The sequence below is a fragment of the Metabacillus endolithicus genome, assembly GCF_023078335.1.
Lineage (GTDB): Bacteria > Bacillota > Bacilli > Bacillales > Bacillaceae > Metabacillus > Metabacillus endolithicus.
In genome coordinates this window covers 1979861-1993977 of sequence record NZ_CP095550.1, presented here as the reverse complement: position 1 = coordinate 1993977, position 14117 = coordinate 1979861, and the positions used below count along the sequence as shown (strand labels likewise).

Sequence of the window (14117 nt, the reverse complement as noted above, 5' to 3'; positions counted from 1 at the left end):
ACATAATGAAATTTGGGTGCAAGGAGGAATACCTTTGAAAACGAAATTATTCGCCTTATTATTAGGGTCTGTGTTTGTTTTATCAGCATGTGGTGGAGAAGAGGCACCTGCTGATGAAGCGGCAGATACAACTGAAGGCACAACAGAAACAGCGAGTGGAGATGCTGAAGAAATTTTTCAAAAAAGCTGTATCGGCTGTCATGGTCGTGAACTCGAAGGTGGAGCAGGTCCAAAGCTAACTGAAGTTGGAGCAAAATACAGTCAGGATGAAATTGCAAGCATCATCATCAACGGTCAAGGTGGTATGCCTAAGGGAATTTTGAATGAAGCAGATGCTGAAGTTGTGGCTGCTTGGTTAGCTGAAAAGAAATAAGTGTAAGGGATAGCCTAATGGTTATCCTTTTTTTAGTTGGTAGCGCACTATTTTAGTGATTTTGTCATATTTTGTAGTATACTAAATTTTAAGAAATTTTTACCAAGGAGACAAGAATGAATATATACCATGATACTTCTTCTATAAACCCATTATTGGTAACGCTCTCTAAATTTAGATGGGTTCTTTATATCATCAGCGGCTTTATCCTTTTCACAGCTGATAAAGCCCCCTATGGCAGATTTGTTGTTGTACTGTTAATGCTAGTAATGATTCTGCTCGGTTTAATTTATAAAAGTTTGATTGTCTTACTCATGCAGAGTGGACTTGTTACGTTAGCGAGGTACTTGTTAGCTCCTGATAGTATCCCCTATATTGACTCCTATTTCTTAGTGTGGGTTTACTATTTTATCGTTGGTGCAGCTATTTCTGTTCTAGTATCAAGCTACATCCGTCAACAACAGGTGAATGTTGAATTAGCAGCGTCTTTTTCAAGGCTGTTAGACTCCCGGGACCAATATACCGCTATGCATTCAGAAAATGTTGCCTACTACGCCAAAATGATCGCAGAGGAATTAGGCTTACCCGAACAAAAGGTAAAAAGTGTGTATCTGGGTGGATTATTGCATGATATCGGGAAAATTTCTATCCCCGAAGCCATTCTAAATAAAAAAGATAAGCTAACAGCAGAAGAATACAACGCAATAAAGGATCATCCGAGCGTTGGATACCAAACACTAAAAAACCTATCAACCTATAAAGACACAGGCATCTTAGATATCATATTACACCATCATGAAAGATATGACGGCAAGGGTTACCCTAATGGTCTAAAAGGTGAAGAAATTCCGTATCTGGCCCGTATTGCCGCAGTTGCCGACGCGTTTGATGCGATGACAACGAGTAGGGTCTACCGAGGGAAGAAAAATATTGAAGCAGCACTAGCTGAAATAAAGAAAAGCAAAGGAACGCAGTTTGATCCAGCTATTGCTGATGCCTTTATTACATACGTTGAAAAAAATAAATATCACCTCATGAAAAAAGAACACTGAAGATATTTTTGGTGTTTTTTTCTTGTTACTTTATTCCAACCTCTCCTAAAAAAATTCCTTATATTACAACGTTTCGACACCTATTAACAGACATGAAATGAAAATGTAATATAATTTAGTCTATTCTTGACGAAAATTGATGTTATAATAAATTTTGTAGTTTTAGAGACAAGGAATTACTATGTCTACTTTATCGACAATTAACGACAAAAAGTGACATAGAATCAAAAAACAACTTTAGGTGGTTTATTATGATAGAAATGTCCGAAGTATATAAAACGTATCCAAACGGTGTGTTAGCCGTTAACGGAATCGATATAATGATCAACCAAGGTGAGTTTGTGTATGTTGTTGGACCAAGTGGTGCGGGTAAATCAACGTTTATTAAAATGATGTACCGTGAGGAGAAGCCTTCAAGCGGAAAAATCATTATTAACGGTATGGATTTATCTAAGCTTAAGGAAAACAAGGTCCCTTTATTAAGACGTAATATCGGCGTCGTTTTCCAGGATTTTAAACTTTTACCGAAGCTAACAGTCTTTGAAAATGTTGCATTTGCATTAGAAGTTATTGGTGAAAACCCTAAAAATATTAAAAAGAGAGTACTAGATGTACTAGACTTAGTTCAACTAAAACATAAAGCTAGATTTTTCCCAAATGAATTATCAGGTGGGGAGCAGCAGCGTGTATCGATTGCGCGTTCGATTGTGAACAACCCAGCAGTAATGATTGCCGATGAGCCGACGGGTAACCTTGACCCTGATACATCATGGGAAATCATGCACTTGTTTGAAGAAATCAATGATCGTGGAACAACGATTGTGATGGCTACACATAACAAAGAAATCGTGAACACGTTAAAAAAGCGTGTCATCGCAATCGAGGATGGTAGGATTGTGCGTGACGAAGCAAGAGGGGAGTATGGTATTTATGACTAATTCTCTTGGCCGTCATATTCGTGAAAGCTTAAAGAGTTTAGCAAGAAATACATGGATGACATTTGCATCGATCAGTGCGGTGACTGTGACGCTGATCTTAGTCGGAACATTCCTAGTCATCATGATGAATCTTAACCATGTTGCATCTAATCTTGAAAATGATGTTGAGATTCGTGTATTGATCGATGTAACAGCAGATGAAGCAGCGCAAAATGCTCTTAAGAGTGAAATAGAAAAAATAGAACAAGTTGATACCGTTGTTTTCTCTCCTAAAGAAAAAGAGCTAGAAAATCTTGTTGAAAGCTTAGGAGAAGAAGGAAAGTCATTCCAACTTTTTGAACAAAATAACCCGTTAAATGACGTGTTTATTGTAAAAGCAAAGGATCCAAATGATACGAGTGCTTTAGCCGAGAAGATTACGAAATTGGCTAATGCCTCTAAGGTAAGATACGGTCAAGACCAGGTTGAAAAATTATTTGATGTGATTTCGATCTCTCGTAATATTGGAATTGGCTTAATCATCGGACTAATCTTTACTGCCATGTTCTTAATTTCAAATACGATTAAAATTACAATCGTTGCTCGTCGACATGAAATTGAGATTATGAGACTTGTAGGGGCAACAAACGGATTTATTCGTTGGCCATTCTTCCTTGAAGGTTTATTCCTAGGTGTGTTTGGTGCAGTGATTCCGATTATTTTAATTGGTATTGTTTATAAATCCCTATACACATGGGCGATTCCTAAGCTTCAAGGATCATTTGTTGAGTTATTACCGTCAAGTCCATTCCTTTTCCAAATATCAGCTCTTCTATTGTTCATCGGTGCGTTAATTGGAATTTGGGGAAGTTTAATGTCTGTTCGTAAGTTTTTAAAAGTGTAAACTAGCAATATTTTTATTGCTAGTTTACTAGTTTTTACATAACGTTGGGGAGGAAACAAGATGAATCGAAAACTAATGACGTTTAGCTTGGCTGCTGTTTTAGGGACAAGCACTTTATTACTACCTAATCACCACCTTGGCTTCGCTCAAACGTTACAGGAAAAGAAGCAAGAAATAGAGAAAAAACAATCTGACGTATCAACGGATCTTGATCAAAAGGAAAGTGAAATCTCTGAGCTTAAAGATCAAGAAGTGAAATTAGATGAAGAAATTAAAAAAATCGATACGCAATTTGCTGAAACGAACGGGAAAATTCGTGAACAAGAAGCAAGTATCGAAGAATCCAGAAAGCAAATTGAAGAATTAAAAGTAAAAATTGAAGAAGTGAAAGCTCGTATTGCTGAGCGTAATAAGCTTTTAGAAGATCGTGCTCGTACGCTACAAGAATCTGGCGGTGTGATTAGTTATTTAGATGTGCTTCTAGGCGCTCAAAGCTTTGGAGACTTTGTTGGACGTGTTAATGCGGTCACAACAATTGTGGAAGCTGACCGTGAAATTATTAAAGCACATGAAGCTGACAAGCAAACGTTAGAGCAAGCAGAGGCAGATCTAAATAAGAAATTAGTAGAACTTGAAAATGCTCTAACACAATTAGAAACTCTTAAACAGCAGTTAGCTGGTCAAAAGAAGAAAAAAGAAGAGCTAATGGCCCAAGTTCAAGTACAGCATGATGAAGCCATTCATGAAATGCATGAGTTAGAAGATGAAGCAGCATTTTTAGAAGAGCAAAAAACAGCAATCGAAGCTGAAGAAAAGCGTCAGCGTGAAGCAGCAGCTGCGGAAGCTAAACGAAAAGCACAGGCAGCAGCTAATAAATCTAACTCAAATTCTTCAAGCTCAAGCAACAGTTCATCTTCACAAACACCTGCTGTGACAAGTGGAAGCTTTATGTGGCCTGCGTCCGGTTCATTTACATCAGGATATGGCTACCGTATTCACCCTGTAACAGGTGGTAAGAAGCTGCACTCTGGTATTGATATTGCCAACAGTGCTGATGTTCCAATTGTGGCTTCAGCAGGAGGTACAGTAATACGTGCCAACTATTCTAGCAGTTACGGAAATGTAGTGTACATTTCTCATAAAATTAATGGGCAAGTTTACACAACTGTTTATGCTCACATGGAACAATTCTATGTTAAATCAGGACAATCTGTTTCAAAAGGTCAGCAAATTGGCATCATGGGAAATACAGGGCGTTCAACAGGACAGCATTTACACTTTGAAATTCATAAAGGACCATGGAACGGATCTTCAAGCTCTGTTAATCCATTGGACTATTTACCATAATATTACCCACATAGAAAGCCTCTAAAACATCATATGTTTTAGAGGCTTTTCGTTTAACTTCAAACCTTCCGCTAGATTTCGTTTTTTTATTTACATGATATGACCAAGCTTTACATATAATAGGAAAAGTCTACTTACAAAATGAATTACATAAACCTGGCTATATTGGCATGAGGAGGTAAAGGATGAATCAGAAAATCACAGCATTTTTACTAGCACTTGGCGTACTCGTTGGCGCAGGTGGAATGTTTGTAGGATTAGAGCTTACGGAAGATCCAGCACCTAAGGAAGCTGAAGCGATCCCAACGTTTGGGAATGTGTTTCAATCTGAAGAAGAACAAGCATCTGAAATTGAAGGGTTTGATAAGTTTAAGCAAGCTCTTGAATTAATCTCAACGAAATATGTTGAGGATGTTAATGAAGAGGAACTATTAGAAGGCGCAATTCAGGGTATGCTTTCAACGCTTGAAGATCCATACTCTGTATATATGGACAAAGAAACAGCAGCGCAGTTTTCACAATCACTTGATTCCTCCTTTGAAGGAATTGGCGCTGAGGTTGGCATGCAGGAAGGCAGAGTAACAATTGTTTCACCATTTAAAGGCTCTCCTGCTGAAAAAGCAGGTCTTCAGCCAAATGACCAAATCGTGAGCATTGATGGAGAAAATGTTGAAGGCCTTGATTTACACGAAACTGTGTTAAAAATTCGCGGAAAAAAAGGAACAAAAGTCGCGATTGAGGTTGTTCGTCCGAACACAAGAGAAAAATTAACATTTGATGTTGTTCGTGATGAAATTCCTTTAGAAACAGTGTTCGGTTCAACAAAGGATTATCAAGGGAAAAAGGTGGGTTACATCCAAATTACCTCGTTCTCTGAAAATACTGCACAAGACTTTAAAGAAACCTTAACAAAATTAGAAAAAGACAATATTGAAGGACTTGTGTTAGATGTTCGTGGAAATCCTGGCGGCTACTTACAAAGTGTTGAAGAAATTTTAAAAGAGTTTGTGACGAAGGATCACCCTTATATCCAAATTCAAGAACGCAATGGAGATAAAAAGCGTTATTTCTCTAAGCTTTCTGAGAAAAAAGACTATCCTGTGTCTGTGTTAATTGATAAAGGAAGTGCTTCTGCTTCAGAAATTTTAGCAGGTGCATTAAAAGAAGCATCAGGATATGATATTGTTGGTGTAACTTCGTTTGGTAAAGGAACGGTACAGCAGGCTGTTCCGATGGGAGATGGCAGCAATATCAAGTTAACGCTCTACAAATGGTTAACGCCTGAAGGCAATTGGATACACAAAAAAGGTGTGGAGCCGACAATTAAAGTAGAACAGCCGGCACTATATCAAGCAAGCCCTTTACAAATTGAAAAGGCGTTAACGTTTGATATGAATAATGACCAAATTAAAACAGCACAGCTTGCGTTAAAAGGCTTAGGCTTTGAACCTGGAAGAGAGGACGGCTACTTTAGTAAAGCAACAGAAAATGCCGTAAAAGCATTCCAGCAAACAAATGAGCTTCCAATCAGCGGGAAAATTGATTTGCAAACAGCAGACACTTTAAATCAAAAGGTAGTAGAGCTTCGAGGAAAAGAAGACAACGATGTTCAGTTGAAAATGGCTATAAAATCGTTGTTTAAATAAACGTTTAATTAATCAGGGGTAACATCATGTTAAAATCTGATTTTTTGAATTAGTGCCTGACAACAAGCCAAGCTAAGGACGAAAAAAAGCCTCTATGTTCGAACTTATATAATATATCGGTGAAACTTAGGAGGTTAACCATGAGAAATTCCAGTTTACAAAAGGAGCAGGTGTATCAGGAGTTTTTAACTGAGCTAATGGAAAGCAGCTCTGAACATAAGTTTCACACTAAATTTCTAGTAAGCCTGTTCGGTTGTTTAGTATGTATATTGCCAATTACACAAGCATCAAAAAAATACAGCAGATCGATCAAGAATGTGTAAAAGCATTTTTTTCTTATTTACTAAAAAATCATAAGCGACTTTCGCTTTCTCTTTCAGATATAAAAAAATCGATTAAAACGATTGTGATTATTTTAGGTATTGAGGAAGATGAATGCTTTAGTGATTTTTCACTTTCTAACACTTGTATTTGGAACAACTTAAAATAAGCATACTAAATTTTCCACCGAGATGTTAAAATATGATTAACCTAATAGAAACAGTAAGGTGGGATTCTGTTTTGATCGATGATTGGTTACTAGAGTTGCTATGGGCAGCCGGTCGCTTCTTTATCCATCCGCTCTTTTATCTTTTTTCCTTTTAACATTTGCCTATGGCTATCTTCGTGTTAAGCAAGAAAGAAATTCTTTTCATATTCGTGTGTTTGATATTTATAATGAAATGAAGTTTACGTATACAAAAGGAATTGTGTTGGGACTGATTGTCTCTGTCTTTTCTTTTGCATTAGGCTTAAGTCTGCCATTTGGAACCGTTGTCCTCATGGCGATTATTACAGCGCTTGTTGGCCTTACATTTCAGCTGCGATGGATGTCAGCTGCTTTTACAGTGGGATTAACATTGCTAGCAGCAACCTTTATTCCAGATGGTTCTTTTTTTGTTGGATTATCTGAGACAAGCTTTGCTTCACTCAGCATTCTAGCTGGCTTATTAGTCATAGTTGAAGGAATTCTTATTTTCCGCACAGCACATATCCAAACGTCTCCGTTTTTAAAAACAAGTACAAGAGGTTTGCCAATTGGAAATCATCAAGCAAAACGAACGTGGATGCTTCCGTTGCTGTTACTTGTTCCGGGTGGTACGTTAACCTCAGCACTACCTTGGTGGCCAGTGTTATCTATTAACGGAGAGCCGTTTTTACTGCTGTTTATTCCATTTTTCCTTGGATTCCATCAAAGAGTTCAAGGCTCGCTGCCTAAAGAAAGTATGAAGGTGACGGGAGAACGGGTTATCTGGCTTGGTGTGTTGACCCTATTCATGGCAGTAGCAAGTATTTGGTTTACACCGGCGGCATTTATCGCTGTGTTTGTTGCAATGGTAGGACGTGAATTCATCACAATCCGCCAGCGACTGAACGATGATTCCGCTGCATTTTATTTTTCAAAACGAGATCATGGCTTGATGATACTAGGCATCCTTCCACATTCACCAGCAGAAAAAATGACCCTCCAAGTCGGTGAAATGGTAACAAAGGTTAATGGGTATGCTGTTAAAACAGTGGACGAGGTCTATCAGGCTCTCCAGAAAAACCGAGCATTTTGTAAGCTTGAAGTAGTTAATTTTAACGGAGAAATTCGTTATGCACAAAGAGCACTGTATGATGGTGAGCATCATGAGCTAGGGATTTTGTTTGTGCAGGAAGCTAAGAAGAAGTGGGAGAATGAGGCTGTTTAATAGTAAGTTCCTAATTCTATCAAATGAAACATCATATGACTGTGTAATTTTAGAGAAACGATTATGTCGTTTCTCTATTTTTATATAGAGTAGTTTGTTCTGTTTGATATCTATTGAAAACAGAAAAGGACAGAGATTAAACTATACCTCTTCTTTTTGCTATTTTTAAGATAATATACCTAAAAGTGAATCCGAGAACTAAGCCAGGAATTACAAAGAGCATAGGCATAAATACTGGTCCAATTAAATGACCAAATAATTTTAATTCACCACAATAAAATAACCCCACTGTAACTAAATAAGCTGAAAAAACGAATGGAAGAAATGAAAACTGTTCTCCTGGAGGCATTGCGGTTTTGTAGCCATCCCACATCGCAAAAAAGTATAAACATGAATAAAATAATAACCATTGATAATCTGTAACAGAGTATGCCTGTTCGAATTCCCCTAAAAAGCTAAACATAATGGCAAGATTAAAATGACTATTAAGGTTAATGATTACTTCTGAAAGAATAAAAAAAATGCCTTTAACATAGTGGCCTGTTAGTAATTGACTGAATCCAGGCAATGCTATATTCCACATAACTGATTCTAACTTCCCTACATTTTTCATCTCTTATCCATCCTTATAGCTGATAAGGGTAGTTTGTTTAAGAGAGATGAAAATCATTCATTAAAATTTTCAATTCATTAACATCTAATCTTAAATAGCTTTTTAAAGGAAAGTGGATTTTCTTTCACTTCACAATCAACACAGGACAATTAGCTCTTTTGGCTACTTTATGACTGACACTTCCTAAGACAAACTCCTGAAGTCTATTTAACCCTCGACTCCCGATCACAACAAGATCAATATTGTTATCGTTTACATATTTAACAATTGTTGGTCCAGGTTCACCGTGCAGAATCTTCATTTCATATGATACTCCGGCTTGCAGTGCTTTTTTTTCAACCTCCTTCATTCGTTTTTTACGATAATCGTTAATATCTACAGAGTTCCAGTTGCTAAGAACATCTGATTTAGCTCGATCGGGGTCAACGACGTAAACAACATCAATTTTGGATCCTTTACTATATTGAGCAATATGAATGGCATTTTCGGCTGCACGTTTTGAATGTTCCGAGCCGTCAGAAGCTAATACTATTCTTTTATACATTCTATATACCTCCTATATACCTCCTACTATTAGGATATTATATGATAAGTAAAAATTTACCGACACAAATATTGATATTAAGTTGCATGAAGTAGAAAAATAGAGAAATAAAGAGTATATGATAAATGTATACGCTTACTGTCTATTTCACAATACTTGAAAAATCATTTATAATGCTTTTTGTTAACAACGGACCCGACTTTCATGAGAGTTGAAAGTCATTAAAAAATAATAGCGAAAAGGGAGAGGATTTTTTTGGAGAATATGACAACTAAATATTCTTGGTTTGGAAATATCAGAGGAGACATCTTGTCAGGTATTGTTGTAGCACTAGCTTTAATTCCTGAGGCTATCGCATTCTCAATTATTGCGGGTGTTGATCCTATGATTGGTTTGTATGCCTCATTTTGTATTGCAGTTACAATAGCATTTGTCGGCGGACGTCCCGGAATGATTTCAGCTGCAACTGGTGCGACGGCTTTGCTTATGACAACATTAGTTGCTGACTATGGATTGCAGTATTTACTTGCAGCAACCATTCTAACTGGTATTATTCAAATCGTTATGGGGATTTTGAAATTAGGCAGACTGATGAAATTCGTGCCTCGTTCGGTTATGACAGGCTTCGTAAATGCTTTGGCTATCCTTATCTTTACTGCACAATTGCCTCATTTTGTAGGTGAATCATGGCCGATGTATTCTATGGTTGTAGGTGCTCTTGCAATTATTTACATTTTACCTCGTTTTACAAAGGTTTTGCCATCGCCTTTAGTAGCAATTGTTGTGATTTCAATTATTGCTGTAATGACGGGAAGTAATGTAGGAACGGTAGGAGATATGGGTGAGTTATCTCAAACTTTACCTATGTTCTTAATACCTGATATTCCTTTTACTTTTGAAACATTACAAATCATTTTCCCATATTCTTTATCAATTGCCATTGTAGGTTTAGTTGAGTCATTATTAACGGCTCAAATCGTAGATGATATGACTGATACAGGCAGTGACAAAAATAAAGAAGCACGTGGGCAAGGTATTGCAAACATCGTTTCAGGATTTTTCGGTGGAATGGCTGGTTGTGCGATGATTGGGCAATCTGTCATTAATGTAAAGTCAGGTGGTAGAGGTCGTTTATCTGCTTTAGTGGCTGGGGTATTTTTAATGATCCTCATTCTACTACTTAATGACTTATTAGTACAAATTCCAATGGCTGCTCTTGTAGGAGTTATGTTTATGGTATCAATTGGAACATTTGACTGGACATCATTAAAAACCCTTCATAAGGTACCATTAACAGATACGATTGTTATGGTTGTAACAGTGGTCACGGTTCTTATGACACATGACTTGTCAAAAGGTGTTCTTGTTGGAATTATTTTAAGTGCGATTTTCTTTGCATCTAAGATCTCTAAGGTGAAGATTACAAGCTTATCCTCAGGTCAATCTAGCAAGAAAATCTATCGTGTGTCTGGTCAATTATTTTTTGCTTCTGTTAGTGAATTTGTTGAAAGCTTTAATTATAGAGAAAATGTGAAAGAAATTGATTTAGACTTAACAAATGCTCACCTTTGGGATGATTCGGCAGTGGGTGCTATTGATAAAGTCATCATTAAATATCAACAAAATGGAGTGAAGGTTAACCTGATTGGTGTGAATACAGAGAGTAACAAATTAATGGAAAAAATCTCTGTTCATAATAAGCCAGGCGGTTTAACCAAAGTAGCCAACCATTAATGATAAAAACATCAAATCGAAACGATTTGATGTTTTTTTATTTGACGTGAAAATCTGTTAAAACAACGCCTATGAAAACCTTTAATAACAGGCTTTATTGCTTGAAGTTCAACCCTTGACAAGTGAAGCTATTCTGCGTTACTATATACCGGTAGTCAGTAATACTAAATATCTGTATCACAAGGTACCTGTGAAAAAAGAAGTTGAAATCGAAACACAAGTGAGGGAATGCTTTGGAAAATATAACGGAAATGCTGAAAGGAGTGCTTGAGGGCTGTGTGCTTGAAATCATCAGTCGTGGAGAAACTTATGGCTATGAAATCACACAACAGCTGCGAGAACTTGGCTTCACTGATGTGGTAGAGGGCACAGTTTATACGATTACTATGCGGCTTGAGAAAAACAATCTGGTGGATATTGAGAAAAAGCCATCCAATATGGGACCGCCGAGAAAATTTTATACACTCAACGCAGCAGGTCAAGAGCATCTGGAAACCTTTTGGAGAAAATGGGAATTTGTCTCGAGTAAAATTAACGAACTCAAAACAAAAGTAAAATAAAAGGAGATTTCATATGAATATAATTGAAAAAATGATCGGAAGTCTGGAAGACAAGCGAGAATGGAGAGCGATGGAGGCACGTGCGAAGGCTCTTCCAAGTGAGTACCATCATGCTTATAAAGCCATTCAAAAGTATATGTGGACAACGGGTGGTCCTACTGATTGGAAGGAATGCAGCCGTATCTTTAATGGAATAATCGACCTTTTTGAGGAAGGTGCAGCGGAAGGCAAGAAAGTTACTGACCTCACAGGTGAGGACGTGGCCACTTTTTGCGACGAATTAGTGAAGGACACGAAAACGTGGTCGGATAAGTATCGCACGAAGTTGAACGATACGATTGGTCGTGGATAAGGGTTTTACCTAGCCATTAGACTTATTAAGTTTAGAAACCCAAAAGAAGTTTCATCTGCGCTAACGTTAGAAAATGTATACTAAAAAGAAGAGGAGGATGATAAAATCCTCCTCCCTTAAGTCTAATTAACTTAAATATTCACTTAAAGCTTGTTGCAGTGTTCCTAATGTTTTTGATTTATGTTCAAATGAGATACCAAGGTGGATCATTTTTCTAACTACTTCTACTCGTAAACCAGTAATAACTGATTTACACCCCATCATACTCGCACCGTCTATTATCTTTAATAAATGTTCGATCACATCAATCTCCATATCGGCAATTCCAGATAAATCAATAATTAACGTTTGAATGCGTAGCACTCCAATTTCAGTTAGTACTTTTTCTTCTAAGATATTAGTGCGAAATTCATCAATGGCACCAATTAGTGGTAATATGCAAACGGAGGAATTGATTGGGATTATTGGTACAGATAGGTTTTCGACCAACTCTCTATGTGCCTTAATCAAAGAATCCTTATATGTAGAGTAACTAATAAAGAAAGCATTTAAAAAATCATCGATTTGATCATTTACTTCTTTTTCAAGAGTAAAAAAGTTTTCAATAACTTTTTCATTTGTTAACTTGTTATACTCTTTAATTAGGAACCAAACTGTGCGACGAATGGCTTGTATCCACTCTAATTTAAATGATAGATCAATTGAATGCGTGGCCCAAGCTATACCTTCATGTTTGGCAAACTGTCGAAGTTCTTTTTCTTTTTGGTCAATAATAAAGAAAACAAGTTTCTTAGCATTATTAACTAAATCAATATTTCCAATATGTAAAATATCATCAATCATATCTTTTACATTAACAGCTTCAGAAAGAAGCAATTCTTCAAAGTTATGAAGGTTTTTCTCAAAAAAATCTTTTAAATGATATGATTCATGGTAGAAGAATTCCACTGCACTCCCCCCAATATGTTTTGAATTTTTTGAATTCCACTGCCTATATACATTTTATTATAGGCTTTAAGAAAAATAAACGATTCTTTGACCTAAATTACAACAGAAAGACATTGGTCCTATTCACGTAAATTATCAGCTGCTCGTTGTTATAATAGGAAAAAGAACCCCACAAAGGTGAGGTCCTTTTCTGTTTATATTAGTGTTAATAATGATCCGCCAATAAATTTAACAATGACAATGATCCAAGGTGATAGCTTGTAATACACCAACATGGTAAAAAGAATCGCAGCAAAGGCAAAATCAATTGGAGTTAAAATGGAACTCGTCCAGATTGGTTGATAAAAGGCAGAAATTAAAATTCCAACTACTGCTGCATTTACTCCCATTAAGGCTCCTTTGATTTTAGGATTTCGACGTAAAGTGTCCCAAAATGGAAGTGTACCAAAAATTAATAAAAATGCTGGTAAGAAGATCGCGATTGTGGCTAAAAGGCCTCCTTGCCAGCCGTTCATCACTGCTCCTAAATAGGCAGCAAAAGTAAATAGGGGGCCAGGAACTGCTTGTGCAGCACCGTATCCAGCTAAGAAAGCTTCTTCTGTCATCCATCCTGTTGGCACAAATTCACGTTCTAATAATGGTAAAACAACATGGCCGCCACCAAATACTAAAGAACCTGAACGATAAAAGCTATCGAACATTGCAATCCAATTTAAAGCTGTTGTTTCTCTCAGGATTGGCAAAAGGACAAGAAGCCCCCAAAAACAATGATAAACACACTAGTGCAAAACGTTTTGAAATAGGTACTTGTAAATCAGCATCATCACTATCATTATTTTCTTTATACAATAAAAATCCGATAAAAGCTGCAATAAGAATAACTCCAACTTGCGTGAAGGCTGTTTGCCATAAAAGGGTACTCACTAATGCTAATAAAGCGAGTGTTTTTCTCTTTAAGTCAGGAGTAAGCTTTTGTGCCATTCCCACAATAGCATGTGCAACAACCGCAACGGCTACAATTTTTAACCCATGTATCCAGCCTGCATCTGCAACATCTATACCTTGAAGAATTAATGCAAATACAATAAGAGCGATAACCGATGGCAATGTAAAACCGATAAATGAGACAATTCCTCCTAAGACTCCAGCTCGCATGACACCAATTCCAATACCTACTTGGCTACTTGCTGGACCTGGTAGAAACTGACACAGGGCAACTAAATCAGCATAACTTTTTTCATCCAGCCATTTTCTTCTTCGAATATACTCATTGTGGAAATAACCTAAATGAGCTACAGGTCCTCCAAATGACGTTAAACCAAGTCTTGTAGAAATAAAAAGTATTTCCAAAAGTGCCTTAAAACTTATTTTTTTCTTCATCAAACTCACCTTCT

The 14117-nt window shown here is 36.9% G+C and carries 14 protein-coding genes and 2 pseudogenes; 12 read left to right on the top strand and 4 right to left on the bottom strand.

The features are described from left to right. Positions 1-34 precede the first annotated feature (34 nt). The 9 genes and pseudogenes from cccB (at position 35) to MVE64_RS10440 (ending at position 7972) form a co-directional block, all read left to right on the top strand. Positions 35-373 (top strand): cytochrome c551, encoded by a 339-nt coding sequence (gene cccB, locus MVE64_RS10475; protein ID WP_247346268.1) that lies wholly within the window; start codon positions 35-37, stop codon positions 371-373. Between the two features lie 116 nt (positions 374-489). Further along, a complete protein-coding gene (locus MVE64_RS10470; protein WP_247346265.1) occupies positions 490-1425 on the top strand; it encodes an HD-GYP domain-containing protein in 936 nt (311 codons plus the stop codon). A gap of 251 nt (positions 1426-1676) precedes the next feature. Continuing rightward, positions 1677-2363: a cell division ATP-binding protein FtsE gene (gene ftsE / locus MVE64_RS10465; RefSeq protein ID WP_121663619.1), complete on the top strand. Its 687-nt coding sequence runs from the start codon at positions 1677-1679 to the stop codon at positions 2361-2363. Further along, positions 2356-3246: a permease-like cell division protein FtsX gene (ftsX, locus tag MVE64_RS10460; protein ID WP_247346262.1), complete on the top strand. Its 891-nt coding sequence runs from the start codon at positions 2356-2358 to the stop codon at positions 3244-3246. Before ftsE ends, ftsX begins: the two co-directional genes overlap by 8 nt. Before the next feature lie 60 nt (positions 3247-3306). Continuing rightward, positions 3307-4593: a murein hydrolase activator EnvC family protein gene (locus MVE64_RS10455; protein ID WP_247346260.1), complete on the top strand. Its 1287-nt coding sequence runs from the start codon at positions 3307-3309 to the stop codon at positions 4591-4593. A 185-nt stretch (positions 4594-4778) separates the two neighbouring features. Further along, entirely contained in the window at positions 4779-6239 is a 1461-nt protein-coding gene (locus MVE64_RS10450; RefSeq protein ID WP_247346257.1) for a S41 family peptidase, read from the top strand. 140 nt (positions 6240-6379) lie between these two features. Continuing rightward, a complete protein-coding gene (locus tag MVE64_RS10445) occupies positions 6380-6562 on the top strand; it encodes a hypothetical protein (protein ID WP_247346254.1) in 183 nt (60 codons plus the stop codon). After that, complete coding sequence (locus tag MVE64_RS28120; protein ID WP_425593986.1) at positions 6502-6729, top strand: swarming motility protein SwrAA; 228 nt, start codon at positions 6502-6504, stop codon at positions 6727-6729. Before MVE64_RS10445 ends, MVE64_RS28120 begins: the two co-directional genes overlap by 61 nt. A gap of 32 nt (positions 6730-6761) precedes the next feature. Next, positions 6762-7972 (top strand): annotated as a pseudogene (locus MVE64_RS10440) (PDZ domain-containing protein). Positions 7973-8108: 136 nt separating this feature from the next. Here the strand turns inward: MVE64_RS10440 and MVE64_RS10435 are convergent. Together MVE64_RS10435 and MVE64_RS10430 are read right to left on the bottom strand one after the other, a co-directional pair. Next, entirely contained in the window at positions 8109-8585 is a 477-nt protein-coding gene (locus MVE64_RS10435) for a hypothetical protein (RefSeq protein WP_247346252.1), read from the bottom strand. Between the two features lie 124 nt (positions 8586-8709). Beyond that, positions 8710-9129 carry a universal stress protein gene (locus tag MVE64_RS10430; protein WP_247346249.1) on the bottom strand — a complete coding sequence of 140 codons (420 nt, stop codon included), beginning with the start codon at positions 9127-9129 and terminating at the stop codon, positions 8710-8712. A 264-nt stretch (positions 9130-9393) separates the two neighbouring features. Between MVE64_RS10430 and MVE64_RS10425 the strand changes: the two genes are divergently transcribed. From MVE64_RS10425 to MVE64_RS10415, 3 genes are all read left to right on the top strand, one after another. Then, positions 9394-10863 (top strand): SulP family inorganic anion transporter, encoded by a 1470-nt coding sequence (locus MVE64_RS10425; RefSeq protein WP_247347028.1) that lies wholly within the window; start codon positions 9394-9396, stop codon positions 10861-10863. A gap of 233 nt (positions 10864-11096) precedes the next feature. After that, positions 11097-11423: a PadR family transcriptional regulator gene (locus MVE64_RS10420; RefSeq protein WP_231308334.1), complete on the top strand. Its 327-nt coding sequence runs from the start codon at positions 11097-11099 to the stop codon at positions 11421-11423. A gap of 13 nt (positions 11424-11436) precedes the next feature. Next, positions 11437-11775: a DUF1048 domain-containing protein gene (locus MVE64_RS10415; RefSeq protein ID WP_247346247.1), complete on the top strand. Its 339-nt coding sequence runs from the start codon at positions 11437-11439 to the stop codon at positions 11773-11775. A 126-nt stretch (positions 11776-11901) separates the two neighbouring features. On the opposite strand, the gene MVE64_RS10410 is transcribed toward MVE64_RS10415, so the two are convergent. Next, positions 11902-12723, bottom strand: coding sequence for an STAS domain-containing protein (locus MVE64_RS10410; RefSeq protein WP_247346244.1), 822 nt, complete (start codon positions 12721-12723; stop codon positions 11902-11904). Positions 12724-12917: 194 nt separating this feature from the next. Continuing rightward, positions 12918-14103 (bottom strand): annotated as a pseudogene (locus MVE64_RS10405) (chromate transporter). Positions 14104-14117: the final 14 nt, after the last annotated feature.